24 protein-coding genes and 1 tRNA gene are annotated in these 26,743 nt (G+C 61.8%); 11 read left to right on the top strand and 14 right to left on the bottom strand.

Annotation, left to right across the window (positions count from 1 at the left end; all coding sequences use genetic code 11):
• Window positions 1–186: 186 nt before the first annotated feature.
• The gene (gene rraA / locus EL255_RS00755; protein WP_042654398.1) at window positions 187–672 is read left to right on the top strand and encodes a ribonuclease E activity regulator RraA; all 486 of its coding nucleotides are present in this window, start codon (window positions 187–189) and stop codon (window positions 670–672) included.
• Window positions 673–944: 272 nt separating this feature from the next.
• On the opposite strand, the gene EL255_RS00750 is transcribed toward rraA, so the two are convergent.
• The 3 genes from EL255_RS00750 to EL255_RS00740 all read right to left on the bottom strand — a co-directional run bounded on the left by EL255_RS00750 (window position 945) and on the right by EL255_RS00740 (window position 3,555).
• Window positions 945–1,619 carry a 7-cyano-7-deazaguanine/7-aminomethyl-7-deazaguanine transporter gene (locus EL255_RS00750; protein ID WP_042654399.1) on the bottom strand — a complete coding sequence of 225 codons (675 nt, stop codon included), beginning with the start codon at window positions 1,617–1,619 and terminating at the stop codon, window positions 945–947.
• Between the two features lie 210 nt (window positions 1,620–1,829).
• Window positions 1,830–2,117, bottom strand: coding sequence for a DUF3630 family protein (locus EL255_RS00745; protein ID WP_042654400.1), 288 nt, complete (start codon window positions 2,115–2,117; stop codon window positions 1,830–1,832).
• Between the two features lie 10 nt (window positions 2,118–2,127).
• Window positions 2,128–3,555, bottom strand: a complete 1,428-nt coding sequence (locus EL255_RS00740; RefSeq protein ID WP_042654476.1) for a protein adenylyltransferase SelO — start codon at window positions 3,553–3,555, stop codon at window positions 2,128–2,130.
• Between the two features lie 106 nt (window positions 3,556–3,661).
• On the opposite strand from EL255_RS00740, the gene EL255_RS00735 reads away from it, so the two are divergent.
• Window positions 3,662–3,964, top strand: coding sequence for a c-type cytochrome (locus EL255_RS00735; RefSeq protein WP_042654401.1), 303 nt, complete (start codon window positions 3,662–3,664; stop codon window positions 3,962–3,964).
• A gap of 43 nt (window positions 3,965–4,007) precedes the next feature.
• Here EL255_RS00735 and recQ read toward each other — a convergent pair whose 3' ends face one another.
• A complete protein-coding gene (gene recQ, locus EL255_RS00730; RefSeq protein ID WP_042654402.1) occupies window positions 4,008–5,843 on the bottom strand; it encodes an ATP-dependent DNA helicase RecQ in 1,836 nt (611 codons plus the stop codon).
• Between the two features lie 133 nt (window positions 5,844–5,976).
• Here recQ and EL255_RS00725 point away from each other — a divergent pair, with 133 nt between their 5' ends.
• Together EL255_RS00725 and EL255_RS00720 are read left to right on the top strand one after the other, a co-directional pair.
• Window positions 5,977–6,441, top strand: coding sequence for a thioesterase family protein (locus EL255_RS00725; RefSeq protein ID WP_042654403.1), 465 nt, complete (start codon window positions 5,977–5,979; stop codon window positions 6,439–6,441).
• A 123-nt stretch (window positions 6,442–6,564) separates the two neighbouring features.
• The gene (locus tag EL255_RS00720; RefSeq protein ID WP_042654404.1) at window positions 6,565–7,092 is read left to right on the top strand and encodes an AbiTii domain-containing protein; all 528 of its coding nucleotides are present in this window, start codon (window positions 6,565–6,567) and stop codon (window positions 7,090–7,092) included.
• A gap of 925 nt (window positions 7,093–8,017) precedes the next feature.
• Here EL255_RS00720 and EL255_RS00715 read toward each other — a convergent pair.
• Window positions 8,018–10,996, bottom strand: a complete 2,979-nt coding sequence (locus tag EL255_RS00715; RefSeq protein ID WP_048823175.1) for a hypothetical protein — start codon at window positions 10,994–10,996, stop codon at window positions 8,018–8,020.
• Between the two features lie 458 nt (window positions 10,997–11,454).
• On the opposite strand from EL255_RS00715, the gene EL255_RS21290 reads away from it, so the two are divergent.
• On the top strand, window positions 11,455–11,610 hold the full coding sequence (locus EL255_RS21290) for a hypothetical protein (RefSeq protein WP_157013113.1): 156 nt from the start codon (window positions 11,455–11,457) through the stop codon (window positions 11,608–11,610).
• 117 nt (window positions 11,611–11,727) lie between these two features.
• Here EL255_RS21290 and EL255_RS00710 read toward each other — a convergent pair.
• The 9 genes from EL255_RS00710 to EL255_RS00670 all read right to left on the bottom strand — a co-directional run bounded on the left by EL255_RS00710 (window position 11,728) and on the right by EL255_RS00670 (window position 21,138).
• Window positions 11,728–11,804 (bottom strand) — tRNA-Pro (locus EL255_RS00710).
• Window positions 11,805–11,943: 139 nt separating this feature from the next.
• Window positions 11,944–12,672, bottom strand: coding sequence for an MOSC domain-containing protein (locus EL255_RS00705; protein WP_042654406.1), 729 nt, complete (start codon window positions 12,670–12,672; stop codon window positions 11,944–11,946).
• Between the two features lie 89 nt (window positions 12,673–12,761).
• Window positions 12,762–13,604 (bottom strand): ABC transporter permease subunit, encoded by an 843-nt coding sequence (locus EL255_RS00700; RefSeq protein WP_042654407.1) that lies wholly within the window; start codon window positions 13,602–13,604, stop codon window positions 12,762–12,764.
• Entirely contained in the window at window positions 13,601–14,506 is a 906-nt protein-coding gene (locus EL255_RS00695; RefSeq protein ID WP_042654408.1) for an ABC transporter permease subunit, read from the bottom strand. The genes EL255_RS00700 and EL255_RS00695 overlap by 4 nt, the downstream gene beginning before the upstream one ends.
• On the bottom strand, window positions 14,503–15,657 hold the full coding sequence (gene potA, locus EL255_RS00690) for a polyamine ABC transporter ATP-binding protein (protein ID WP_033129005.1): 1,155 nt from the start codon (window positions 15,655–15,657) through the stop codon (window positions 14,503–14,505). The genes EL255_RS00695 and potA overlap by 4 nt, the downstream gene beginning before the upstream one ends.
• Before the next feature lie 76 nt (window positions 15,658–15,733).
• The gene (locus tag EL255_RS00685) at window positions 15,734–16,813 is read right to left on the bottom strand and encodes a polyamine ABC transporter substrate-binding protein (RefSeq protein ID WP_232018890.1); all 1,080 of its coding nucleotides are present in this window, start codon (window positions 16,811–16,813) and stop codon (window positions 15,734–15,736) included.
• A 123-nt stretch (window positions 16,814–16,936) separates the two neighbouring features.
• Entirely contained in the window at window positions 16,937–18,034 is a 1,098-nt protein-coding gene (locus EL255_RS00680) for an extracellular solute-binding protein (RefSeq protein ID WP_042654410.1), read from the bottom strand.
• A 54-nt stretch (window positions 18,035–18,088) separates the two neighbouring features.
• Entirely contained in the window at window positions 18,089–19,450 is a 1,362-nt protein-coding gene (locus EL255_RS00675; protein ID WP_042654411.1) for an aspartate aminotransferase family protein, read from the bottom strand.
• A gap of 356 nt (window positions 19,451–19,806) precedes the next feature.
• The gene (locus EL255_RS00670; RefSeq protein WP_042654412.1) at window positions 19,807–21,138 is read right to left on the bottom strand and encodes a glutamine synthetase family protein; all 1,332 of its coding nucleotides are present in this window, start codon (window positions 21,136–21,138) and stop codon (window positions 19,807–19,809) included.
• Window positions 21,139–21,601: 463 nt separating this feature from the next.
• Between EL255_RS00670 and EL255_RS00665 the strand changes: the two genes are divergently transcribed.
• The 6 genes from EL255_RS00665 to yegD all read left to right on the top strand — a co-directional run bounded on the left by EL255_RS00665 (window position 21,602) and on the right by yegD (window position 26,468).
• On the top strand, window positions 21,602–21,988 hold the full coding sequence (locus tag EL255_RS00665; protein ID WP_042654413.1) for a TraR/DksA family transcriptional regulator: 387 nt from the start codon (window positions 21,602–21,604) through the stop codon (window positions 21,986–21,988).
• A gap of 51 nt (window positions 21,989–22,039) precedes the next feature.
• Window positions 22,040–22,903, top strand: a complete 864-nt coding sequence (locus tag EL255_RS00660; RefSeq protein WP_042654414.1) for a type 2 periplasmic-binding domain-containing protein — start codon at window positions 22,040–22,042, stop codon at window positions 22,901–22,903.
• Between the two features lie 103 nt (window positions 22,904–23,006).
• Window positions 23,007–23,456: an Mpo1 family 2-hydroxy fatty acid dioxygenase gene (locus EL255_RS00655; RefSeq protein ID WP_042654415.1), complete on the top strand. Its 450-nt coding sequence runs from the start codon at window positions 23,007–23,009 to the stop codon at window positions 23,454–23,456.
• A 16-nt stretch (window positions 23,457–23,472) separates the two neighbouring features.
• Complete coding sequence (locus EL255_RS00650) at window positions 23,473–23,937, top strand: CreA family protein (RefSeq protein ID WP_042654416.1); 465 nt, start codon at window positions 23,473–23,475, stop codon at window positions 23,935–23,937.
• Window positions 23,938–24,014: 77 nt separating this feature from the next.
• Window positions 24,015–25,004 (top strand): 2-hydroxyacid dehydrogenase, encoded by a 990-nt coding sequence (locus EL255_RS00645; protein ID WP_042654417.1) that lies wholly within the window; start codon window positions 24,015–24,017, stop codon window positions 25,002–25,004.
• A gap of 102 nt (window positions 25,005–25,106) precedes the next feature.
• Complete coding sequence (gene yegD / locus EL255_RS00640; RefSeq protein ID WP_042654418.1) at window positions 25,107–26,468, top strand: molecular chaperone; 1,362 nt, start codon at window positions 25,107–25,109, stop codon at window positions 26,466–26,468.
• Window positions 26,469–26,743 lie beyond the last annotated feature (275 nt).

The raw sequence follows: 26,743 nt of genomic DNA, 5'->3' as shown, positions 1-26,743 counted from the left end.
GCAAGACGGGTGATGAAAATCCCCCATGGCAGCTCGGTACTCTGAGCCTCTCGGCGACCAGGCGATGGGCTGCGGGGAATCGATGCGCCGCCTCTTATCCCCATGCTTGTTCAAGGAATATTCATTGAAATGCCAGTCCCACTCCTTATACTGGATCCACCTGTTTCCAGCGGTGGATTTGACTCAATGGAATACAACACTTCAGAACTGTGCGACATCTATCAGGACATGGTGGATGTACTCGAACCCATGCTCTGCTCCTTCGGCGGCCGTGCCTCCTTCGGCGGCGTCATCACCACGGTCAAATGCTTCGAATCGAACGGCCTGATCCGTGAACTGGTCAAGGAGAACGGCGTCGGTCGCGTGTTGCTGATCGACGGCGGCGGCTCCATGCGCCGGGCCCTGATCGACAGCGAGATCGCCACCACGGCGGCGGAGAACGAGTGGGAAGGCATCGTCTGCTACGGCTGCGTGCGCGAGGTCGATATCCTGGAAGATCTGGATATCGGCATCCAGGCCCTGGCCGCCATCCCGGTCGGCGCCGACCACAAGGACGTGGGTGAGACCGATCTGCCGGTCAACTTCGGCGGCGTCACCTTCCTGCCGGACGATCACCTCTACGCGGACACCACGGGGGTGATCCTCTCCCCCGATGCACTCGACATAGAGTGAGCCGACACAGACTGAAGATGGGAGCCAAGGCTCCCATTTTTTATGACTGCAACTTGCGGAAAAACAGCCAAAAAAAGAGGGCCAGTAAAAAACTGGCCCCTTAACTGGAAGCAATGTGAGCAATGTCGTGCCTTCACAAGAAGTCCATCACGTTGGAACGAATGAAGTCTTTCCCGGAAAACAAGGTAACAATAATCATTCTCATTTAACTGTGCAAGCCTTATTTGCGAGAAGTGCAAAAAAAATGACCACCCATGCGGTGGTCATTCTCGTCAGGCCTGACGGCTCGCCGGTTGCAAACCAGCAAGGCCGGCCTCCCCCACCAGTTTGCGGCTGAGGTAGCGCAGCAGCACACCATAGAGCGGCACGAACAACCCCAAGCTTATCAGCAGCTTGAAGACATAATCCACGGTGGCTATCTCGACCCAGTGCTCGGCCATGAAGGGATCAGTGCTGCGCCAGAAGGCGATGCTGAAGAAGGCGATGGTATCCACCAGGTTGCCAAACAGGGTCGAGGCGGCCGGCGCCACCCACCAGGCCCTGAGCAGCCGCAGGCGGTTGAACACCACCACGTCCATGAACTGGCCCACCAGATAGGCCATGAAGCTGGCCAGGGCGATGCGCGCCACGAACAGGTTGAACTCGGCCAGGTTGCCGATCCCCTGGTAGCTGCCCTCGAAGAACAACACCGAGAGCGCATAGGAGATGGCCAGCGCTGGCAGCATCACGGTCTGGATGATCTTGCGGGCCAGCCCGGCGCCGAAGATCCGCACCGTCAGATCGGTGGCCAGGAAGATGAACGGGAAGCTGAAGGCGCCCCAGGTGGTGTGGAAGCCAAAGACGGTGATCGGCAGCTGCACCAGATAGTTGCTGCTGGCAATGATCAGAATGTGGAACAAAGAGAGGCGCACCAGCGCCGTATGGTGCTGAGCAGGGGTCAGATTCATGTTGTGACCTTTTTGGTTAATGGGGTTAGGGAACCCATACCGCCACCATTGGCGATAATTGAGGGGCGAGATTATACGCCCCCGGCGTGATAGTTCAATCCTTATGCTATGGGTTCGGCCTGCGGCAACGCTCATCGAAGGACAACGTCATGCATCCCAGGCCGACAGTTCAATCCTGATGCGACAACCGAGGCACTGGGCGTCTTGGGCTCAGACCCTATGTTGCCGACCCAGCCAGAGCACCACTTCTCGATCATCCGGGCGCAGCGCCTCCAGCCAGCAGCCGCCGTGGTGATCGAACTCCAGCCTGAGCTGGCTTCCCTCAAATGTCAGCAGCCAGCTGTGGCGATCCGCTCCCCACTCCCGCTCCAGCACTCCGAGTTCCCACTCCTGCAGCAAGGCGTCGGCCAGGCTGGGAAAGTTGTCCCAGCAGAGGCCGGGGCAAGCCAGCATCAGCACCGCTGATTCCGTGTCTATCTGCGCTACACGCCAACTCATCATATACTCCTCAACTGCTGCAGGAGAGCTCACCGCCGCAATACCACTGGGGAACCGGGGTCGCCAGATCCTCGTAGTCGGGCTGCTCGTCATAAGGGTGCCGCAGGGCCGCAAACAGCCGCTCGAACGGGGCCATGTCGCCCGCCTCGGCGGCGTCTATCGCCTGCTGGGCCAGGGCGTTGCGCAGCACATACTTGGGATTGACGGCCTCCATTTGCAGTTTGCGGGTCCCATCGTCACTGCCTTCGCGGACCAGCCGCGCCCGATAGAGTTCGAGCCACCCCTGCCAGAGCGCGGGATCCGGCAGCAACGCCAGCAGGGAGGCAGGCCACTCCCCCTGTTGGGTCAAGCCACCCAGACGGCGCAGGAAGAGGTGATAGTCCACCCCCTGGCTCGCCAGCAGCTGGAACAGCTGGCGGAACAGGGCCGGGTCTTCCTCTTCCCAGCTTTCCAGCCCGAGTCGGGCCCGCATCAGCTCCGAATAGTGCAGCATCAGCTGATGCTCGTACTGGGCCAGGGCCGCCGCCAGGGCGTCGCCGTCCACCTGATCCGCCAGCGCCTGGGCCAGCTTCTGCAGGTTCCAGTAACCGACCGCCGGCTGCTGATCCAGCGCATAGCGGCCCCCCGGATCCGAGTGGTTGCAGACAAAGTCCGGCACATAGGCGTCGATGAAGCCGTAGGGGCCGTAATCCAGGGTCAATCCGAGCAGGGACATGTTGTCGGTGTTCATCACCCCGTGGCAGAAGCCGGCGGCCTGCCACTTGGCGATGAGCCGCGCGGTGCGGCGCACCACCTCGGCGAACAGCTCGGCCCCGTTGCTGAGCTCCGGGAAGTGGTGGCGCAGCAGATAGTCGATGAGCTGCGGGATCTTCTCCCCCTGGCCGCTCCAGGCGAAGTACTCGAAGTGGCCGAAACGCAGGTGGCTCGGTGCGGTGCGCAACACGGTCGCTCCGCTCTCGGTCTGCTCCCGGTAGATGGGCTCGTCGCTGCCCACCAGCACCAGGGCGCGGGTGGTGGGGATGCCGAGGGCATGCAGCGCCTCCGAGGCGAGATACTCGCGGATGCTGGAGCGCAGCACGGCGCGACCGTCGCCGAAGCGGGAGAAGGGGGTCTTGCCCGCCCCCTTCAGGTGCAGATCCCAGCGCTGGCCGTCCGGCGCCTGTTGCTCACCCAGCAGCAGGGCCCGGCCATCACCGAGGCGCGGGCTGTAGCCGCCGAACTGATGACCCGCATAGACCTGGGCCACCGGCATCATGCCCGGCAGCGGCCGGCCCTGGCCGCAGCAGGCGAGCCAGTCGGCCGCGCTGACGTCCGCCAACCCCAGCTCGCGCAGCAGATCCTGGTTGAGGTGCAGCAGCCTGGCGTTGTGCAGGGGCTGGGGGGCCACCGGCTCGCAGGCCCAGGGCAGTTCGGTGGCGAAAGTGTTGATCAGCTTCATGGTGGCGTGGTTCATCCCTGCGTATGCTCGTGTCACTCTTTTATACCGCCGTTGGCCTGCGTCAGGCCAACGGGACTGTGTTCTATTTCAAATCGAGGAAAAGAAGATGCAAAAATGGCTGTATGTCCTGCCCCTGCTGGCGCTGGCCTGGGGTCAGCACGCCAGGGCGGCCGATGTGGACGCGGGCAAGGCGAAGGCCGCCCTGTGCGCCGCCTGCCACGGGCCTGAGGGCAAGGCCAGCGTACCCGTCTATCCCAATCTGGCGGGCCAGAATGCCCCCTATCTGGTCAAGCAGCTGAAGGCCTTCAAGGAGGGCAAGCGCCAGGATCCCATGATGGCCCCCTTCATGGCCGCGCTCACCGAGGCGGACATGGACAACCTGGCGGCCTACTACGCCAGCCTGAAATAACGGGGAACCGGGAAGAAGCCACGGCCGGCGGCGAACCGGCCGTCTAGCGCCGGCAATACTCGATGATGAGGTCCATGAAGGCCTCACCGAAGCGTTCCAGCTTGCGGTGCCCCACCCCGTTGACGGCCAGCATCTCGTCTTCCGTCATCGGCATCAGCTGGGCCATCTCCACCAGGGTCGCGTCGTTGAACACCACGTAGGGCGGCACCTCTTCCTCTTCGGCGATCTGCTTGCGCAGGTTGCGCAGCACCTTGAACAGCCGCTTGTCGTAGTTCGCGCTGTCGAGCAGGCCATTGCGCTTCTCCTTGCGACTGGAGATGGGCTGCAGCCGTGGCACCGCCAGTTCCAGCGGCACCTCGCCGCGCAGCACCGGGCGGGCCGCCTCGGTCAGTTGCAGCACCAGGTTGCGGGTGATGTTCTGGGTCAGCAAGCCCTTGTGGATCAGCTGGCGAATGACGCTCATCCAGTACTCGTGGCTCTGATCCTTGCCGATGCCGTAGGTCGACAGCTTGTCGTGGCCGTGATCCTTGATGCGCTGGTTCAGCGAGCCGCGCAGCACCTCGACCACATAACCTACCCCGAAGTTCTGCCCCACCCGCCAGACGCAGGAGAGCGCCTTCTGGGCGTCTTCGGTGCCATCGTAGCTCTTGGGGGGATCCAGGCAGATGTCGCAGTTGCCGCACGGCTTGTCGTTGTACTCGCCGAAGTAGTTGAGCAGCACCTGACGACGGCAGGTCTGGGCCTCGGCGAAGGCCGCCATCACGTTCAGCTTGTACTGCTCGACCTGCAGCTGCTGCGGGTTCTCGATGTTGTCGAGCAGCCGCCGCACCCGGCCGATGTCGGCGGGATCGTACAGCAGCAGCGCCTCGGCCGGGGTGCCGTCACGGCCGGCCCGCCCCGTCTCCTGATAGTAGGATTCGATGTTCTTGGGGATGTCGTAGTGCACCACGAAGCGCACGTTCGGCTTGTCGATGCCCATGCCGAACGCCACCGTCGCCACCACTATCTCGACATCATCCTTGAGGAAGGCATCCTGGGTGCGCAGCCGCTGCTCCAGCGGCAGGCCGGCATGATAAGGCGCCGCCTTGCAGCCGTGGCGGGAGAGCCGCTCGGCCACCTCCTCCACCCGGTTGCGGCTGGAGCAATAGACGATGCCGCAGTTGCCCTTCTGGCTCTGCACGTAGCGCAGCAGCTGCTCCGCCGCCTTGAACTTCTCCACCAGGCTGTAGCGGATGTTGGGACGATCGAAGCTGGCGGTGTGGATAAAGGGGTCATTGAGCTCCAGCCGGTGCAGCATGTCGCTGCGGGTCGCCTCGTCGGCGGTGGCGGTGAGCGCCACCACGGGTACCTGGGGAAACCACTGCTTGAGTCGCCCCAGCGCCGCGTATTCCGGCCGAAAATCGTGGCCCCACTGGGAGACGCAGTGCGCCTCGTCGATGGCGAACAGGCCGAGCGGCAGCTCCGCCAGCCGGTCCAGAAACTCGTGCTGCAGCAGCCGCTCCGGCGAGACATAGACCAGCTTGATCTCGCCGCGGCGCATGGCGGCGAAGTTCTGGATCATCTCCTCCCGGCTCAGGGCCGAGTTGATGTAGACCGCGGCCACGCCGTTGGCGCGCAGGCTGTCGACCTGATCCTTCATCAGGGAGATAAGCGGGGATACGACCACGCCCAAGCCAGGGCGCAGCAGCGCCGGGATCTGGAAGCAGAGCGACTTGCCGCCACCGGTGGGCTTGAGCACCAGGGCATCGCGCCCCGCCACTATCTGCTCGATGATCTCCAGCTGGCCCGGCCGAAACTGCTGGTAGCCGAAGACCGCCTGCAGCAGGGCAAGCGGACTCTCTGGTTGAAAGTCGGGCTGGGTGTCGGCAACAGCGGTCATGGGCTCTCCTTTGGGGTCGCCATTCTAAAGCAGCCGCCGCTCACAATAAACCTGCCATTGCGACTGTTAAGGAAGTGTTGCAGACTGGCTGGAGTTTTTACTCGGCTTTAGCGCCAGGGATTGGGCTCAGGGAATGAAACAGATGCTGAAGAAGATGGCGCTCAGTGGTATCGCCAACCTGTTCGCCGAACGGATGCCGTTCAACAAGCTGATCGGCATGCAGGTGACCCACTACGACTTCGACAAGGTGGAGCTGCGCATCAAGATGGAGGACAAACTCATCGGCAACCCCTTCCACAACATCTTGCACGGCGGCGTCACCGCCAGCCTGCTGGACGTGGCGGGTGGCATGATAGTCGCGGCCTCCTGCATCGACGAACTGGAAGACTTCTCCCCCAGCTATCTCAAGGAGCGCTTCTCCCGCCTAGGCACCATAGATCTGCGGGTCGACTATCTGCGGCCCGGCCGCGGCAACGAGTTTATCGCCACCGCCCACATCATCCGCGCCGGCAGCAAGGTGGCCGTTGCCCGCATGGAGCTGCACAACGAGGAAGGCACCCACATCGCCTTCGGCACCGGCACCTACCTGGTCGGCTAATGGCCGTTATTGCATAAAAACTGCACTTCTAAGCCGATTTTAATCATTAGAATTGTTACCCCCGCCGCCACCCAGGGTCCATACTGAAAGTCGGGATTGTGTGCAGAGGGAGGAGTGCAGACGATGAGCGCGATGCTGGCTACCAAACCATCCAGAGCCTTGCTGACACAGATCGAGCTCCTGCTCGACGAGGTACATACGCCCGAGTGTCGCCACTGGTTGGAACAGGAGCTGGAAGGGTATTCTCTCTGTTCGCCCTTGCCTTGGTATCGCATCATAGCCTGTCGGCAACGCGGTCACTTCTTGGATCTGAAGACGGGAAAATATCTGACTTGCCACATCGGCAGTCAAACGCTAAGCCAACGCGACTTGGCCCAAGTTCAGTTCATCTATGCCCGTGAGCCCGCCGCCCATTATCTACTGCGACACGATTCCGGTATCGAACCTTGGCCAGAACAACTGCTGGAAGAGTATCAAGAGCAGTTGATCCCCGGCCATCTCTGCCTGCAAGCCTGGCATGAGCCCGTGTCTTCGTTGCGTCTACAACTGATGGAGGGAATCGAACATTTCATTAGTGAGTACCCCAAGCATGCGGCTCTGCAAACTCAGCACGGCTTCAAGGCATTGCGCCATCAACACTGGCATATCTGATTAAGCGCCCCGGGCGCAAGGAGGGCAGCATCGACAAGACCCACAACGAGATTGCCACAATCTAGAGTGCCGGAGTCAGGATCAGACTCCACCCCTGGGCCACCGAGCGGTGGCCCTTTTAATGGCCGGCGTTCGGGGCCTGAGCCCCCACCCTGCCGAAGGCATCAGGCAAACTTCAGATACGAAAAGGCCGCTTATGGAGCGGCCTTCTCTAATCTGGTCGGTGTGAGAGTATCCGCACCTTAGTCCTCTCAGTCCCGAACAAAACCTGCACGAGTCCTGGCGTGACGACTACATCATCCCCCATTGGACTCCGCACGATCTGCACCGCACCGCCATGACGCCAATGCTTGCCTTCGGACTAGCGCGTCGCAGAGCTTGCCACCAGCCACACCATCAGCATCGGGGTGTCGGGGCATCAGCAGTATGCGGGGTCCAGGCCCAGCCAGGATCCGCCCAGCCATGGCCTGTGGGCGGAGCGGGTCGGCTCTCTCTGCGGGTAACAAGGCAGCCCCTGCCAATGGCCAAACGAGGATAGCGGCTGACGGGAACAGCCCGTCGCAAGCGGGAAGACTTGGCTCACTGAACTAACGACGACGCAGGCAGTGAACAGAAGAGAACTGCATGACCGCAAAAATCAGGGAACACCATTCAAGGTGGCTATCACGGGAATACTGTACCCCGGAGTGCAACTGTGTGCTGACTGGCACCACGGCCACCACCGACGCAGGCGTGGCTGACTCGCTGGTACATGCCGACTAGCACGGTGGACAGGGTGGGTAATGAATCGAACGCGTGCAGCAGGGTCACCGCCGGTTTGCAGCCAAGCGCAAGTGACCTTCGCTGAGGATTCCACGTCGCCAGACATAAGAAGAGGGCCCGGCTTGCGCCGGGCCCTTCGGTTGGATGCAACGGTGTTACGCCGTTACGGTCCTGTGCACAGGTAGTTGTTGTTGTACTGATCCAGCGTCGTGGCGAGGTTGTTCGCCTCGGTCGCGAACTGGCCCTTCTTCGGATAATCACCCATCCCGGTGAAGTTCACCGCATAGCTAGGCGGCGGTCCATTGAGAATGGCCTGGCCCGCGACCATAGCCGTGACTGCGTTCGGGCACTGGCCGGCCCCGGCTTGCACGTTCAGCATGGCTGCAAGCAGTTGCGCTGCCATGTTGAACGCCGGATCACTCGATTTCTGCTTGCCGGTCCCGACGTCCTGCTTGCTCAGGATGCGTACCGCTTCCTGGCAGGTATCCACGAACAGGTTACCTATGTAGACCCCACCACCGGCAAAGGATGCCAGCGTCTGATCAAGCACGGGTTCTTGCTTGCCGTTGGATTTGGCACAGGACGCCCAGTTCCTCCAGTAGCCGATGGTCAACGCGCGGCCACCCGGGGGCTGGGTGTTGTCGATCGTGAACACCTTCGTCTCACCCGGGCCAACCGAGAAATTGCCACAGAGAATACTGTTGTCGACATTCGGGTTGATGACCACTCCATCCGGCGGCATGAACGCATTCGGAACGAAGGTCCCGAAGTTGCTGAGCCACCCCGGCAGCATGATCTCGCAGATCTGATAGATCTGGTTCGGGACGAGCGCCGTCGTAAACGCCAGAGTGCCGCCGTTCCCGGTATTGGCCGACATAGACTCGAGGGTCAGGCCGTTAACCGAGGGTGTGGCACCCTGCCGCAGCACGAAGATGAACGAGTAGCTGCCCAGGTCGGGGAGGCCGTTCATGGTCTTGAGGACTTGCGCCCTGCCGAGCTTGCGGTTCAGGAACGAGCAAGAGAACGTCTTGCCAATATCCTCGGGGTAGTCAACCGTAAAGTCGCAGATCTGGTCCTTCGGAACCGAGTCCGGATCGGCCGAGATCAGGTCCCAACCCGTCTTGGTCGTCTCCACGACTGTGTAGGTGCCCTCGGCCAGCAGCTCCAAGTCGCCGCCCGCCCCCTGGAACATGCCGTAGCCTGCACCGGCGCCAACCACTTGCGTGCTCAGCAAGCCACCGCCCGGACCATACAGACTGAAGGTCCAGTCATAGTCGTCGTCCGAGCTTTCGAGTAGCGGCTCGGTGGTCTTCTGCACCTGCGCCAAGGCAAGGCGATCCCCTGGTTCATTCTGGAAGTCGGCAGTCGCCGCGCAATGCGTGGCAATGCCCTCCTCGAGACGGAGATCTACCGGCCTGGGGTTCGGGTACACGGCTGGATCGCGCTTGTCGACCAGATTGGCGGGCTCACCCGTGTCGCTGCCTGCGGCGAAGAACATGTTGCCCTGCTCCTCGACGTAGTAGAGATCGGGCACCAGGCCCCACGCCGTGACGGACTCTGTCGTCGCGCCACCACCGGTAAAGGTGATGACCTTCGTCTTGCTGAACGTCGGATCATCCGCGCGGGTGATGTGGAACGTCACCTCGAGTTTTTCGCCCGTATCCAGGAAGCTCGGGATGCTCTTCTGGATAGTGAGCTTGGCCTTCACCGACGAGGCGATGGGTATCTGCAATTGATCGGTCTGGGCAATGAACCCGTCCGAGGCGGACAGATAGGCGATATCGCTCAGCATGCCCGTCGTGACGCGCTTCGGATCGTCGAGGTAAACCTCCTTGTCGAAGGTGATGGAGCCACCGTCTGTCAGGCCGGTCGCCTCCCAGGTGACCACGCCGTCAGTCTGCGTATCCGCGAGGTAGCCATCCAGGAAGCCGCCAAACGACGGAGCCCCGACTGCATACATCAGGCCCACGCCGTCGATGTCCTCCACGTCCTTGATGGTCGTCGAGGCATTAGTGACCGCACCCTGCTGGATCTGTGCGTCCGCAACCGCCGTCGTCGTGCCCGGGACCGGGATGCCAGTTGCCTTATCCGTATAGGTCCCTGACACCTCGTTGTGCAACCAGTCACCGACCTTGCCCGCCGTCGCCGCATCGAATTCCTCTGTGAATTCGGCGACCATGCCGTTGAAGCCGGCAGCGAGATCGAACGGACCCTTGTTGAAGGTGCCGAGCAAGGCTCCAGAGTTGTTCGAGCCCTTGTACAGCTTGTCCGTCAAGTCGATGGTGATAGTGCGCGCGGCCGGATTCTTCGCGTTCAGCACTATGTTGACCGCAACCTTGCCGCCGATAACCTCCGCCTTGGTCCAGGTGACAGTGATCTGGACGGGAAGAGACTCTGGCGCGTCACTGCGGCAGACGTTGCCGAAGTCCAACGTATCTTCGGTTCCCTTGGAGATATTCCAGGTCTGCTCCGACCCCTGGTGCGCGGTCATCGTCTTGGAGATTTCCTGCGGCTCGATCTCCTTGACGGGGATCGAAACGTCCCGTGCGCCAGCGCCGCCCGTACCGAGGTCTTCGGCCAGGAGATTGGCGTGCAGCGACGAGCCCGGGAACAGGTGCGAACCCAGAGCCAGTCGGCCGTAGTAGTCGTAGACGCAGGTGGTGTTTTCCGCCTGTGTGACCGTGATCAGCCGGTAAATAGAGACGTCGGTTCCACCGACGCCGGGCGCCTTAGGTGTTTGCGCCGTCGACTGGACAGCTTGGCAGGACGCGCTCGACTTGGCCAGGTTCAGCACCGGGGTCGACAGGATGTCATATCCGGGGCGGCTTGCATCCTCGTTGTCCAGCACCACGCCAAGGGTGTATGTCTGGTTGGCAGGGGCTGAGTTGCCGGCCTGCAGCGTGATGCGGTAAGGAACGAGGTCGAGTTCGTTCCACGTCTTGCCGAGGTTGCCGGTGGTGTAGTCAGTGTCGGGGCAAATGTAGGGACCGCCATCGGGGAAGGTGAAGCCCGCGTCTTTGCGGCATCCCTCCAAGGTGGTCTGCACCCCAACGGGGTCAGCGGCTTGCACCGGCGTCGCGCCGAGCAGCCCTAGCGTGAGCAGGGCTCCCAGCGTCGTCATCCATCGTTTATTGACTAACATATCGATGTCTCCTTTGACGTCTTTCCTTGTGTGGCCGGGTGGCGCCGATCGACACGATCACCTGCAACCGCCGGTCGTCATGACGAGACCTTGATAGCAAGCCCTGTGCCGATGGGTGTGGTGTGGAAAAACAATGACTTACGAGCCACTGAAACGAGGACCTGTCACAGGGATGAGACAGCTGACACGCCCGACTGGTCGTGGCTGACCGCAAGTCGTTGATAACTGAACCAACCGAGCCTGGCGCACACTGTCTCGCTATTGGTACAGCGGGTTCCGGTGCCTGAGGCGGCACCGGCCCTAGATTCGGCTTGCGAGTCTGCCCCATGCCGCTCGTCGAGCGGCCGGTGCGCGGAATTTCGAGCTGGCCAGTATCGTCGACTGGCAGGCCATAGAAATCAGGCGGTCATACGGCGCCTCGCGGAATCGCCCACCTCGATGGCAGCGTCTAGGTCGATGTGGGTCGAAGCTATGACGCGAATGCCCAACGGCATGTCCAGCAGACCGCCGACGAGGGTCTGGCGCTGGCGAAGGCCGTGGAAGAGCAGAGTGCCTGGCGCAAGGGGATGGGACCAGATGCCCGTGACCATCCCGAGGGATATGTCGTTGCATGAGGGGGAATGCACTGAGAGAGGGAGGGCAATTTGAAGAGGCTATCCAGAAGAGATGCCCCACAGAACCGGGGTATATCAAATGCGAAAAGGCCGCTCATGGAGCGGCCTTTTCTAATGTGGTCGGTGTGAGAGGATTCGAACCTCCGACCCCTTCGTCCCGAACGAAGTGCGCTACCAAGCTGCGCTACACACCGATGTCTGCGGGGCGAGAATTTACCGAAAGCCCCGACATGACACAAGCCTTTTTTTGTTTCTGATGAAAAAAAGCCGTTTTCCGCTCAACAATGCAGCGCTTTGCGCAAAACGTGGCAAGCGGCGCTACATGGCGCGGTGTCATACCCCTTTCGTCGGCAGCTGGAATTCGACCGGCCCCAGCAGCCGCTTTTGCCAATCGGCCACCACCCCGTGCTCCAGCCAGTGGGCCGCATGCTGGCGCCAGTTGGGGGAGAGGGCCGGATTGTCCAGCAACAGCTGCAGCTCCCCCTCGTTGCGGACCTGGTTGAACAGGATGTCGGCGGTGCGCTTCACCGTCAGCTCGGGATAGGGCCGGTCGACCAGCAACAGCTCCTCGTCCTGGGCAACCCACCCCTCCTCCAGCACCCTGAGCAACCAGCCGCAGCGGCCGTTGAGTTGCATCACCAGCGAGAGGTGCGGATAGCCAAAACGCTGGTTCAGCTTGAAACAGGGGGATCTCGGTTGGCTTACCTGAACAAGCGCCTCGCCGAGCCGGTAGACATCGCCGATGCAGGCCTGCGCCTCGGTCAGCCCGAGGCCGGAGAGGTTTTCGCCAAAGGCCGCCGGTTGCCAGGGGGTACGGGGTGCGGGCAAGCCCAGCGCGGTTTGCCAGGTCTGCCACCAGGGATAGTGATCGGCGGGATAGTAATGCAGCGCCCGATCCGGGCCACCGTGATGACGCTGGTCGCTCTGTTCATCACCGTCCAGGCCCGAGAAGCGGCACCACAGGGGTCTGTCCGCTGCTTGCTTGTGGATGGCCGATACCAGGCCGGGAACCAGTTCGGCGTTCAACTCGGCACTCTGGCCGATAAAGAGGGAGATCCGCATTCTGTCCTCCTGCTGGATGAGAGAATGCGGATCTTAGGGGCTGTCGATGCTTTGGCGCAAGCCGCGTTGCTTCGTCAACAGCCCTGTGGTCAGGCGACTGCCTGCATCTGGGTGGTCATTGCAATCTCGGCACGACGGCGTTTCTCCGCCTTGGCCATCAGATACCAGCTGCCGAAGGTAAACAGCGACACCGACAGCAGGATCAGGCTGGCCACCGCGTTGATCTCGGGTTTCACTCCGAGTCGCACCGCCGAGAACACCTCCATCGGCAGGGTGGTGGAGCCCGGGCCTGAGACGAAGCTCGCCAGCACCAGATCATCCAGCGACAGGGCGAACGACATCATGCCGCCCGCCGCCAGCGAAGGCGCAATCATCGGGATGGTGATCAGGAAGAACACCTTCCAGGGCTTGGCCCCCAGATCCATGGCCGCCTCCTCGATGGAGAGATCCAGCTCCCGCAGCCGGGCCGACACCACTATCGCCACATAGGCGGTACAGAAGGTGGTGTGGGCTATCCAGATGGTCAGCATGCCCCGCTCGGCCGGCCAGCCAATCAGCTGGGCCATGGCCACGAACAGCAGCAGCAGCGACAGACCGGTGATCACCTCCGGCATGACCAGGGGCGCCGTCACCAGGCCACCGAACAGGGTCCGGCCACGGAAGTGCGGTATCCGGGTCAGCACGAAGGCGGCCGTGGTCCCCAGCGCCACCGCGGCGATGGCGGTGTAGCAGGCGATCTCCAGGGAGCGCAGCACCGAGCCTATCAGCTGCTTGTTCTCGAGCAGGCCGAAGTACCACTTCAGCGACCAGCCTCCCCACACCGTCACCAGCTTGGAGGCGTTGAAGGAGTAGATCACCATGATGACCATGGGCAGGTAGATGAACAGCAGCCCCAGCCACAGCATCAGCTTGGCAAAACCGAAGCGCTTCATACTTTCCCCTCCAATTCCTTGGCCTGGTTACGGTTGAACAGAATGATCGGCACGATCAGCACCGCCAGCATCACCACCGCCAGGGCGGAGGCCACCGGCCAGTCGCGGTTGTTGAAGAACTCCTGCCACAGCACCTTGCCGATCATCAGGGTCTCGGGGCCGCCGAGCAGCTCGGGGATGACGAACTCGCCCACCACGGGAATGAACACCAGCATGCAGCCGGCGATGATGCCGTTCTTGGAGAGCGGTACCGTGATCCGCCAGAACCTAGTCAGGTTGCGGGCACCGAGATCGGAGGCCGCCTCCAGCAGGCTCTGATCATGTTTGACCAGGTTGGCGTAGAGCGGCAGCACCATGAACGGCAGGTAGGAGTAAACGATGCCGATGTAGACCGCCAGGTTGGTGTTGAGGATCTGCACCGGCTCGTCAACCAGACCTATGCCCATCAGCAGGCTGTTGAGCAGGCCGTTGTTGCTGAGGATCCCCATCCAGGCGTAGACCCGGATCAGGATCGCGGTCCAGGTCGGCATCATGATGAGCAGCAGCAGAACGGTCTGGGTCTCCTTGTTGGCCCGGGCGATGGAATAGGCCATGGGATAACCGATCAGCAGGCAGAGAATGGTGCTGATGAGGGCCATCTTGAGGGAGCCCAGATAGGCCGCGATGTAGAGATCATCCTCCTGCAGCAGCAGGTAGTTGCCCAGGTGGAGCAGGATGGTGAGCTGGTCATCGGCCCAGCTCACCACATCGGTGTAGGGCGGGATGGCCACGTCCGCTTCGGCGAAGCTGATCTTCACCACTATGATGAAGGGCAGCAGGAAGAACAGGAACAGCCAGAAGAACGGGATGCCGATCACCAGCTGGCGCCCGCCCAGTCGCTTCAGTCGTCTCAATGCCTTCATGATTGCAACACCACGCCGCTGTCATCTTCCCAGTAGAGGAACACCTGGTCATCCCAGGTTGGCCGCTTGCCGTGGCGTTCGGCGTTGGCGATGAAAGCCTGAACGATTTTGCCCGAGGGCAGCTGGATGTGATAAACGGAGTGGCCGCCCAGATAGGCGATGTCGTAGACCAGCCCCTTGGTCCAGTTGAAGTCGGGATGCTCCAGATCGCTCGGCTTCTGGGTGCTCATCAGCAGCTTCTCCGGCCGCAGGGCATAACTCACCTTCTTGTTCTCGGCGCGGGAGCTGATGCCGTGACCCACGTAGATGGGTTGCTCCAGATCCGCACAGGCGATGGTGGCGTGGTCCTGTTCGTCCTCCACCAGCAGGCCGTCAAACAGGTTGACGTTGCCGATGAACTCGCACACCAGCCGACTGGCTGGGGTCTCGTAGATGTCCATCGGGCTGCCGATCTGCTCGATGCAGCCCAGGTGCATGATGGCGATCCGCTCGGCCATGGTCATGGCTTCTTCCTGATCGTGGGTCACCATGACGCAGGTCACGCCGACCCGCTCGATGATCTCCACCAGCTCGAGCTGCATCCGCGAGCGCAGCTTCTTGTCCAGCGCCCCCATGGGCTCGTCCAGCAACAGCAACTTGGGGCGCTTGGCCAGGGAACGGGCCAGGGCCACCCGCTGACGCTGGCCACCGGAGAGCTGATGGGGCTTGCGACGGGCATACTGGGTCATCTGCACCAGCTTGAGCATCTCCTCGACCTGGGCATCGACCTCTGCCTTGGGCAGACCGTCCTGCTTGAGGCCGAAGGCGATGTTCTGCGCCACCGTCATATGGGGGAACAGGGCGTAGGACTGAAACATCATGTTGATCGGACGTTCATAGGGCGGCATGTCGGTAATGTCGACGCCATCCAGGAACAGCCGTCCCTCGGTGGGGCGCTCGAACCCGGCCAGCATCCGCAGCAGGGTCGACTTGCCGGAGCCGGAGCCACCCAGCAAGGCGAAGATCTCGCCTTTATGGATGTTGAGAGACACGTTATCGACCGCCAGCGTTTCGTCGAACTGCTTGCTTACCCGATCTATTTTGACCAGCACTTCTTTACGCTGCTGGCTGCCCTCGAGGGCTTTTTTATAGGCACTGGAGGCTATCGCCATTACCAAACTCCCACACGTGATACCGGCCGGGGCCGATCCATAAAGACAATCTGGCGCCCCGGGGTGGGCGCCAAGGTTAGGTTCCGGACTTGATCTTGGTCCAACTCCGGGTGATCAGGCGCTGTACCGAACGGGGATGTGACTCCTGCACATACAACCGCTCCAGCACCGCCTGGGGGGGATAGACGGATTCGTCATCGCGCACGCGCTTCTCCATGTACTCTCCCGCCTTGGTGTTGGGGTTCGCATAACCCACATAGTCGCTCACCTTGGCGATCACCTGCGGCTCGAGAATATAGTTGATCAGGGCGTGTGCCTCTTTGACATTGGTGGCATCGGCCGGGATCGCCATCATGTCGAACCAGAGATTGCCGCCTTCCTTGGGGATGCTGTAGGCAATATTGATCCCCTTGCCTGCCTCGTTGGCCCGGGCCGCCGCCTGCAGGATGTCACCGGAGAAGCCGGCCGCCACGCAGATGTCGCCGTTGGCCAGATCGCCGATGTACTTGGAGGAGTGGAAGTAGGCCACATAGGGGCGCACCTTCAGCAACTGCTCCTCGGCACGCTTGAGATCGGCCGGATCATGGCTGTTGGGGTTGAGGCCGAGGTAGTTCAGGGCGGCCGGGATCATCTCATCGGCCGAATCGAGGAAGGCGACGCCACAATGAGACAGCTTCTCCATGTTGCCCGGCTCGAAGATGATCGCCCAGGAATCGATCTTGTCGACCCCCAGCACCGCCTTGACCTTGTCGACGTTGTAACCGATGCCGTTGGTACCCCACAGGTAGGGCACGGCGTACTGATGGCCGGGATCCACCTTGTCGAGCTGCTTGAGCAGCAGGGGATCCAGGTTGACCATGTTGGGCAGTTGGGCAGGATCCAGCTTCTGGAAGGCCCCCGCCTGGATCTGCTTGGCCAGGAAATTGTTGGAAGGCACGACCAGATCATAACCGGTACGCCCGGTCAGCAGCTTGCCCTCTAGCGTCTCATTGGAATCGAACACGTCGTAGACGGTCTTGATCCCGGTCTTCTGCTGAAAGTCACTGAGGGTGGTCTCGCCGATATAATCGGACCAGTTGTAAAAATGAACCACAGGGGCTGCCTGGGTCAGATTTGCAAACCCCAGGGTCAGGGCCAGCGTTGCTATCTTGGTCATGTGCACTTTGATCAGTCCTCATATTGTGATTTTGCCAGTCGCGCATCCATACACGCCGTCCAACCTGTTCGGGTGGTCACTACCCTCCCGGCCGAACTGCGGACCGGGAGGGGCACTCGTCACTTACTTGCCTGATTTGATCTTGGTCCAGCTGCGGGTCATCAGACGCTGCACCTTGGCCGGCAGATCCGGGAAGACGTACAGCTTCGCCAGGACCTCATCGCTCGGGTAGATACCCGGGTCGTTGCGGATCGCCTCCGAGACCAGCGGCACCGAGGCCTTGTTCCCGCTCGGATAGCTGACCGCATCCGAGATCTTGGCAATCACCTCAGGCTTCATCAGATAGTTGAGGAAGACATGGGCCTCTTCCACGTTCTTCGCATCGGCCGGGATGGCCAGCATGTCGAAGAAGCTGCCTGCCCCCTCTTTCGGGATCACATAGGTCAGATTGACACCATTCTTGGCCTCGATCGCCCTGGACTTGGATTGCTGCAAGTCCCCGGAGTAACCGACCGCCACGCACAGGTTGCCGTTGGCCAGATCCGAAATGTATTTCGAAGAGTGGAAATAGGCGGTATAGGGACGGATGGAGAGGAACAACTCCTCCGCCTTCTTCAACTCATCCGGCTTCTGGCTATCCGGTTTGAAGCCCAGATATTGCAGGGCCGCCGGCAGCATTTCGGTCGGTGAGTCGAGGAAGGAGACACCGCACTCCTTCAACTTGGCCATATTTTCCGGCTTGAACACCAGATCCCAGGAGTTCACCGGCGCATCGGCACCCAGCACCGCCTTCACCTTGTCGATGTTGTAGGCGTAGCCGATGGTGCCCCACAGGTAGGGGATGGAGTACAAGTTGCCCGGGTCACTCGGCTCGAGCGCCTTGAGCAAGGTAGTGTCCAGGTTCTTCCAGTTCGACAGCTTGGCGCGGTCCAGCTTCTGGAACACCCCGGCCTTGATCTGCTTGGCCAGGAAGGGGTTGGACGGCACGACGATGTCATAGCCCGAACTCCCTGCCAGCAACTTGGCTTCCAGCACCTCGTTGCTGTCGAACACGTCATAGATGACCTTGATGCCCGTCTCTTTCTGGAAATCTTCCAGGGTATTTGGCGCGATATAGTCGCTCCAGTTGTAGACGTGCAGTACCTTGTCATCGGCCATCGCCCCAGTACTGACCATGACCAGCGCCACTGAGGCGGTCAGCATTCCCGTTTTAAAAGACATAGTCCTTGTCTCCTAAGCAAATTGTATGCGTAAGCCAACCTGCTCGGGTACAGCCTATTCCTGCAGCTTCGCAGCCGTCAGATCCAGACTGAGCCTGGCCAGTTTGACCAATTCATCTACCTGTTCCTCGGTGATCACCAAGGGGGGCGATATGATCATGGTATCGCCGACCGCCCTCATCACCAAGCCATTGTTAAAGCAGAACTCCCGACAGGTCATCCCCGCCTGCTGCTGGGCCGGGAAGCGACGCTTGGTCTGCTTGTCCTGGACTATTTCCAACGCGGCGACCAGGCCTTTACCCCGGGTTTCTCCCACCAGCGGGTGATCGGCAAGCTCGCTCCAGCGACGTTGCAAATAGGGGCCAATGCTATCATGAATTCGCTTAACTATGCTCTCCCTCTGCATAAGCTGGATGTTGGCGATGGCCACGGCGCAGGCCACAGGATGACCGGAATAGGTGAAGCCGTGGTTGAACTCGCCCCCCTCTTCCACCAGCACCTTGGCGACTCTGTCGCCGACCATCACGGCCCCCATCGGCAGATAGCCCGAGGTGATGCCCTTGGCCAGGCACATCAGATCCGGCTTGATGCCAAAGTCTTCGCTGGCGAACCAGTGGCCGGTGCGACCGAAACCGCAGATCACCTCGTCGGCGATCAGCAAGATGCCGTACTTGTCACAGATGCGCTGGATCTCGGGCCAGTAGCTGTCGGGCGGGATGATGACGCCGCCGGCCCCCTGAATGGGCTCGCCGATGAAGGCGGCGACCTTGTCCACCCCCAGTTCCAGGATCTTCAGCTCCAGCTGACGGGCGCGCTCCAGCCCGAACTCATGGGCGCTCACCCCCTGCCCCTCACCGAAGTGGTAAGGCTGATCGATGTGGACTATGCCGGGGATCGGCAGCCCGCCCTGGGCGTGCATGCCTTTCATCCCACCCAGGCTGGCCCCCGCCACGGTGGAACCGTGGTAGGCGTTGTGGCGGCTGATGATCACCTGCTTGTCCGGCTGCCCCTTGCTGGCCCAGTAGTGGCGCACCATGCGCAGCACGGTGTCGTTGCACTCTGAACCCGAGCCGGTGAAGAAGACATGGTTGAGATGAGACGGCGTGATCTCGGCCAGCAGGGTCGCCAGCTCGGCAGCGGGCGGATGGCTGGTCTGGAAGAAGAGGTTGTAATAGGGCAGTTGTTGCATCTGTTTGGTGGCGGCATCCACCAGCTCCTGGCGACCGTAACCCATGTTGACGCACCACAGGCCCGCCATCCCGTCCAGGATGCGGCGCCCGTCGGAGTCTTCCAGATAGACCCCCTCGGCCTTGGTGATGATGCGGCTGCCCTTGTTGTTCAGCGCCTGAAAATCGGTAAAGGGATGCAGGTGATGGCTGGCATCCAGTTGTTGCCACTCACGAGTGGTGTGCTGCATTGCTTGCTCCTCGGTTCCTTCGATATGAGCGGGAAAGGCCGGTATCAGCCTCCATGCACTACCACCCTCGAGTGGTGTGCGACCCAGTTTGCTGCTGCTTGGTACTATCGCCATACGGGAGCGGCGGGTACTCGTCGCCCTGCACTGCCACTCATAATGCGCGGCGTGCGACCCGGTTTGTTTCTGCTTGGTGCTGTCGTCATACGGGAGCGGCGGGTACTCATCGCCCTGCACCGCCACTCATCATGCGCGGCGTGCGACCCGGTTTGTTGCTGTTTGGTGCTTTCACTCTCGGCGGGAGAGGCCGGCCTCGACCTCCCCCTGTCGGGGTTGCGTGCGCCTTGCACGCACCGACATCACACGTTCAGCAGCAGGAATTCCCGCTCCCAACGACTGATCACCCCGAAGTAGGTCTCGTATTCCTTGCGCTTGACCGCGACGAAGGCGCGGATGAAACGCTCGCCCAGCATCTCCTTGATGGGCTCGCACTGTTCCAGGTGGCTCAGCGACTCCTCCAGCGAGCGGGGCAGGCTGTAGGGCAGGTCGTAGGCGCTCGCCTTCATCTCCTGCATCGGCTCCAGCTTCTCCATCATGCCGAGGTAGCCACAGGCCAGGGTCGCGGCCAGTGCCAGATAGGGGTTGGCATCGGCGCCGGCGAAGCGGTTCTCCACCCGACGCGCGCTGGCCTCGGAGAAGGGCACCCGCAGGCCGCAGGTGCGGTTCTCCACGCCCCACTGCACGTTGCGCGGCGCACTCTCACCGAAGGTGAGGCGGCGGTAGGAGTTGACGTTCGGTGCCAGCAGCGCGGTCACGGCCGGGGTATATTTCTGCAGGCCGGCGATGAAGTGCATGAACAGCTCGGTGTTGCCGCCATTGTCCGTGCCGAACAGGTTGCTCCCCTCGGCATCCTCCAGGCTCTGGTGGATGTGCATGGCGGAGCCCGGCTCTTCACTCATGGGCTTGGCCATGAAGGTGGCGTAGATGCCGTGCTTGTGCGCCGCCTCACGCATGGTGCGCTTGAACAGGAACACCTGATCCGCCAGGTCGATGGCGTCACCGTGCAGGAAGTTGATCTCCATCTGGGCGGCACCGGACTCGTGGATCAGGGTGTCCACCTCCAGCTCCTGCGCCTCGCAGTAGTCGTACATGTCCTCGAAGATGGGGTCGAATTCGTTGACCGCATCGATACTGAACGACTGGCGGGCAGTCTCGGGGCGGCCGTTGCGACCCACGGGCGGCACCAGCGGGTAGTCGGGGTCTTCGTTGCGCTTGACCAGGTAGAATTCGAGCTCGGGGGCCACCACCGGCTTCCAGCCCTGCTTCTCATAGAATGACAGGACCCGGCGCAGCACGGAGCGCGGCGCTATGTCGATCAGCTTGCCATTGATATCGAAGCAATCGTGGATCACCTGAGCGGTGGGCTCCAGCGCCCAGGGCACGAAACGAATGGTGTTGGGATCGGGGTAGAGCTGCATGTCCCGCTCCAGCGGGTCTATCATGCTGTCGTCATCCGGATACTCGCCGGTCACCGTCTGGGTGAAGATGATCTCGGGTAGCCGCATGCCCCCCTCGCGCAGAAATTTATTGGCTGGAATGATCTTGCCTCGGGCATTGCCGGTGAAGTCCGGAAACAGGCACTCCACTTCCGTGATGCGATTACTCTCCATCCAGCCCTTGATACTGTCCATGTTAAACCCCGACTCTACGGTTGTCATTGGCAAGGGTGTCTAATATATGGAACACCCCTGTTAAAAAAATGTAATCAACAGCACCATAAAAGCCCGTGATAATGGCCTTTGTCAAGCGGTGGTGTTTAAAAAACTATAATTAATGGCCTATATAATGACCAGGCCGGCACCAAATACTAAACACCTTGTATCACCATCAGCTCACTGCAAGCCCAGTGCCAACGGCGGGCCGCTCAGGGGGCCAGGCTCCGTCAGGGCCTGTCCGAAAAGGGCCATTTTTTTGCAAGGGCGCACAGTCCTTATCCGATCTGCTTTGCATGCCTGCATTTTTTTGGTACAAGGCCCGCCCTGATTTGCACTCTCCTGCATGGATTTGGTGCAAATCGGGATACAGGGGCTTGGTCTGCAAGCAGACAGCCCCCATAAATAGGGAAAATTGGGAAACTGACTGGTAGTAAACGCTATGTGTGATTTCATGACTGAAGACCAACTGGCCTTTTACAAGGGTCAGATCGAGCGACAAATCGTCGAACTCGAAGATCGTCTCAACTCCCAAGCCAGCCAGGCCATCGCCACCGATACCAACGAGATGGCTGATGAAATTGACCGTGCCAGCATCGAGGAAGCCCGCCGTCTGGAGCTGAATCGCATCGAGCACGACAAGTTGCATCTGCGCAAGCTGAAAGGGGCGTTGAAACGCATCAATGAAGGGGAATTTGGCTACTGCGAATCCTGCGGTGACGAAATATCCCTCAAGCGACTGCAGGCTCGCCCTGAGTCCCGTTTCTGCGTCGAATGCCAGAGCACCAAGGAATTCAACGATACCCACGTGTTCCGTCGCGTCGCCTGATTCTTCTGATAGACTCCGGGCAAGTCCCGGAATCTATCAGGAGAGCAGAGAGTGAAATGGCTCATCAAGCTGTGTTTGTGCCTGCCGTTGCTGGCACAAGCACAGACTCTCACCGTCAAGGTCCCCAGCCGGCCGATCAACGACCTCGATAACGAATACCAGCTCAAGCTGCTGGAACTGGCACTCAACCACGCCGGTCAGCCGTTCAAGCTGGAGCGGGTCGAACTCAATCTCAATCAGTACAGCCTGCAGCAAGAGCTGCGCAAGGGCAAAACCATCAACGTGTTCTGGATGGGTACCTCCAGCACCCTCGAATCCGCCCTCATCCCCATCCCCATCCCGCTGTTCCGTGGCCTGGAAGGGTTGAGGATCGCCTTCATCCATCGCGATGCCCAGGAGAAGTTCAATCAGGTCGGCTCGCTGGCCGACCTCAAGGTCATGAAGGCGGCTCAGGGCGTCGGCTGGGCAGACAACAAGATCCTGGAGCTGGCGGGCATCCCGACCTACGCGGGCCGTTACAGCAACCTGTTCCGGCTCATCAACGACGGCGACAAGCTCGACTTCTTCCCCCGCGGCCTGGTGGAGGTCTACGCCGAGAGCCATGAGCTGCTGGCCCAGTACCCCAACCTCGCCATCGAGCAGCACCTGTTGCTGCGCTACCCCTTCGCCGAGTTCTTCTTCGTCAGCCCCGAGTCCCCCAAGCTGGCCAAGGCGATCCAGACCGGGTTGGAACGCGCCTACGCCGACGGCAGCTTCATGCAGTTCTTCCGGGAGAATCCCAAGGTCCGCGAGGCCCTGGCCAGCGCGAACCTGGAGCAACGCCTGACCATTCCGCTGGTCAATCCGGACATGACCCCCTTGCTCAGGAGCATCCCGGCCCAATATTGGGAATATCCGCCCCGGCAGGGGCAGTAAGGCAGCACGATCACAGCCTGGGGCCCCATGAGGCCACTACAGATCTGGTGCCCGCCAGGGAGAGGTGGGCCATGAGTTTCACTTACAGCACCAGGGAGGTGCCATGAAACGACTCGATGACTGGTTCGGCGACTATGGCCAGAGCCACCGCCACCCCACCAATGTGGCGATCCACAAGGTGGCGGTCCCCGGCATCTACCTGTGCGGGCTCGCCCTGCTCTGGTGCCTGCCGAGGGGGCCCCTGCCATTCGGGCTCAACTGGGCAATACTGGCGGCCATCCCGGTGCTGCTGTTCTACCTGCGCCTGTCACGCCCCCTGTTCTGGGGCATGGCAGGGTTCACCGCGCTGGGGCTGGTGGCCTGCGCCCTGTGGCAGGGGCCCCTGCTGCTGCCGGCGCTGGTCGCGTTCGTGCTGCTCTGGATAGCCCAGTTTGTCGGCCACCGGATCGAGGGCAAGCGCCCCTCCTTCCTCGCCGACCTGCAATTCTTGCTGATCGGCCCCGCCTGGGTGCTGGCCAGTCTCTACAGTCGTTTGGGCCTGTCTTACCGATAGGCCGGGAGGAGTCTCAATGTCGTACCGTCATCCCCTGCTGCTGCTCGTCGCCCTGCTCGCCGGCCCCGCCCTCGCGGACAAGGCCGACCCCGTCGGCGAGGTGAGCACCGCCTTCAAGCTGGTCGGCCCCAACCACAAGATCCTGGTGGAGGCGTTCGACGATCCCCGCATCGATGGCGTCGCCTGCTATCTGGCGCGCCCCAAGACCGGCGGCGTCAAGGGCGGGCTGGGGCTGGCGGAGGATCCCTCCCATGCCTCCCTCTCATGCCACCAGATTGGCCCCATCACCCTGCCCGCCAAGTTGAAGGCGGGGGAAGAGGTGTTCGATGTCAGCACCTCCCTGGTGTTCAAGGAGCAGAAAGTGGTGCGTTTTTACGACAAAAAGCGCAACGCCCTGGTCTACCTGACTTACAGCACCAAATTGGTAGATGGTTCTTACAAGAGCGCGGTGAGTGCGGTTCCCATCATGCCCTGGGGCTGATCCCCCACCATTTATCCCGTGCTCAACACCTCAAGCTGTTGTAATTTAACTACATCGATATCTGCGGAGAGCGCATCATGAAAGTCGCCGTTTTCAGTACCAAGAGCTATGACAAGGAACACTTCAATCAGGCCAACAGCCAGTACGGCTTCGAGCTGGAGTTCTTCGACGTACGGCTGGAAGCCAAGACCGCCCGCCTCGCCCACCACTTCCCCGTGGTCTGCCTGTTCGTCAACGATGACGCCGACCGGGCGGTGCTGACCGAACTGGCCGCCAACGGCACCAAGGTGATCGCCCTGCGCTGCGCCGGTTACAACAACGTGGATCTGGTCGCCGCCAAGGAGCTGGGGCTCAAGGTGGTGCGGGTGCCCGCCTACTCCCCGGAGGCAGTGGCCGAGCACGCGGTCGGCCTGATGATGACCCTCAACCGCCGCATCCATAAGGCCTACCAGCGCACCCGCGACGCCAACTTCTCGCTGGAAGGGCTGGTCGGCTTCAACATGCACGGCCGCACCGCCGGCATCGTCGGCACCGGCAAGATAGGCATCGCCACCCTGCGCATCCTCAAGGGCTTCGGCATGCGCCTGCTGGTGAGCGACCCCTATCCGAATCAGGCCGCGCTGGATCTCGGCGCCGAGTACGTGGATCTCGACACCCTGTTCCGCCAGTCCGACGTCATCAGCCTGCACTGCCCGCTGTTCAAGGAGAACTATCACCTGCTGAACAAGGAGGCCTTCGCCAAGATGAAGGACGGGGTGATGATCATCAACACCAGCCGCGGCGGCCTGCTCGACTCCAACGCCGCCATCGAGGCGCTCAAGACCGCCCGCATCGGCGCCCTGGGGCTGGACGTATACGAGGAGGAGGAAGATCTCTTCTTCTCCGACAAGTCCAACGAGGTGATCACCGACGATGTGTTCCGTCGCCTCTCCGCCTGCCACAACGTGCTGTTCACCGGTCACCAGGCCTTCCTGACCCGGGAGGCGCTGCACGCCATCGCCGATACCACCCTCAGCAACGTCCAGGCCATCGAGCAGCAGGGCCGCAGCGACAACGAGGTGGAGTAAGCATTCCTCGCATTTAGTCCGTCATTCAGGCGCGCCGGGTTGTGAGACCCGGCGCCTTCGGGTAGGCTACCAGCCCTTTTTTATGCAGGAGCCTGGCCGCCCATGTTTATCGGATTTGATTACGGTACCTCCAACTGCGCCGTTGCCGTGATGGAACAAGGCAGCCCCCGGCTGCTGACCCTGTCAGGCTCCCGCTACCTCCCCTCCACCCTGCACGCCCCCCACAGGGATGCCATCGCCGGCCTGTTGGCCGAACGGCTGACCCCTGCCCGGCAGACCGAGTACCTCAAGCTGCGCGGCCCCGTGGTGACCCGGGCCCAGGCGGTACGGCGCCAGATGCGCGAGGAGGGGCTCATCGACGAGCTCAGCTTCGGCAATGCGGCGCTGGAGCGCTACCTGGAGGAGCCGGACGACGGCTACTACATCAAGTCGCCGAAGTCCTTCCTCGGCGCCTACGGCCTCAAGGCCCCCCAGATCGCCCTGTTCGAGGACATCGTCTGCGCCATGATGCTGCGGGTCCGCGAGGAGGCGGAGCAGCAGCTCGGCCAACCGGTGCGCGGCGCCGTGATCGGCCGCCCGGTCAACTTCCAGGGGCTGGCGGGGGAGGAGAGCAACCGCCAGGCCATCGCCATCCTGACCGAGGCGGCCCGACTGGCCGGCTTCGAGCAGGTGGAGTTTCTCTATGAGCCGGTGGCGGCCGGCTTCGAGTTCGAGGCCCGCCTCAGCGAGGATGCCGTGGTGCTGGTGGTGGACATCGGCGGCGGCACCACCGACTGCTCCATGCTGCGCATGGGCCCCAGCCATCGCGATCGGCTGGATCGCAGCGGCGACCTGCTCGGCCACAGCGGCCAGCGGGTCGGTGGCAACGACTTCGACATCCGCCTGACGGTGGAGGGCATGATGCCGCTGCTCGGCATGCACGAGACCCTCAAGACCGGCAAGCCGCTGCCCCATCCGCTGTTCTGGGATGCGGCCGCCATCAACGACGTCAGCGCCCAGAGCCGCTTCTACAGCCTGGATACCGCCCGCCAGCTGCAGGACTTGCAGCTCGACAGCCAGCCTGGCAGCAAGCTGGCGCGGCTCGCCTGCCTGCGCGCCCACAAGCTGAGCCACCAGCTGGTGTGGCGCGCCGAGCAGGGCAAGATCGCGCTGTCCGACCACCAGCTCAATCAGCAATCCCTGAGCGAGCTGGAGAAGGGGCTGGAAGCGGAACTCAGCCGCGAGCAGCTGGCCAGCGCCTCGGCGCCCTTGCTGGAGAAGATCGGCGAGCTGATGGATCAGGCCATTGCCGCCGCCGGCGTGCAGCCGGATCGGATCTTCGTCACCGGCGGCAGCGCCCGTTCGCCGCTGATCGCCGCCTTCATCCGCCAAAAACTGCCAACCATACCGCTGGAAGGGGGGGATGACTTCGGCTCGGTGGCCGCGGGGCTCGCCCGTTACGCCGAGCGGCTGTTCGCCAACTAACGAGTCTGCCCTCCAGCAGTTGCCTGTCATACGCGCTGGAAGGGGGAGACGTCGGTTCGGTGGTCGCGGGCCTCGCCCGTCATGCCGAGCGGCGGTTCGCCAACTGAGGGCCCGCTGGGGCCCCTGCTGCCGGATTCGAGGCTCAGCCGGACCGAGTGTTGCCATTTGCCGACACCCCCCCGCCCATGAGGGCGACAGAAGCAGTCGGGCTCCCCCTCCGCCGCCCTGCCCCGCAGGCGGCGCCGAGGGTATGCTTGTCGCTCCCATCACCGGAG

This window comes from Aeromonas encheleia (assembly GCF_900637545.1).
Taxonomy (GTDB): Bacteria; Pseudomonadota; Gammaproteobacteria; order Enterobacterales; family Aeromonadaceae; genus Aeromonas; species Aeromonas encheleia.
Note: the sequence above shows the minus strand (reverse complement) of the source record. Positions and strands in the feature narration are given on the sequence as shown.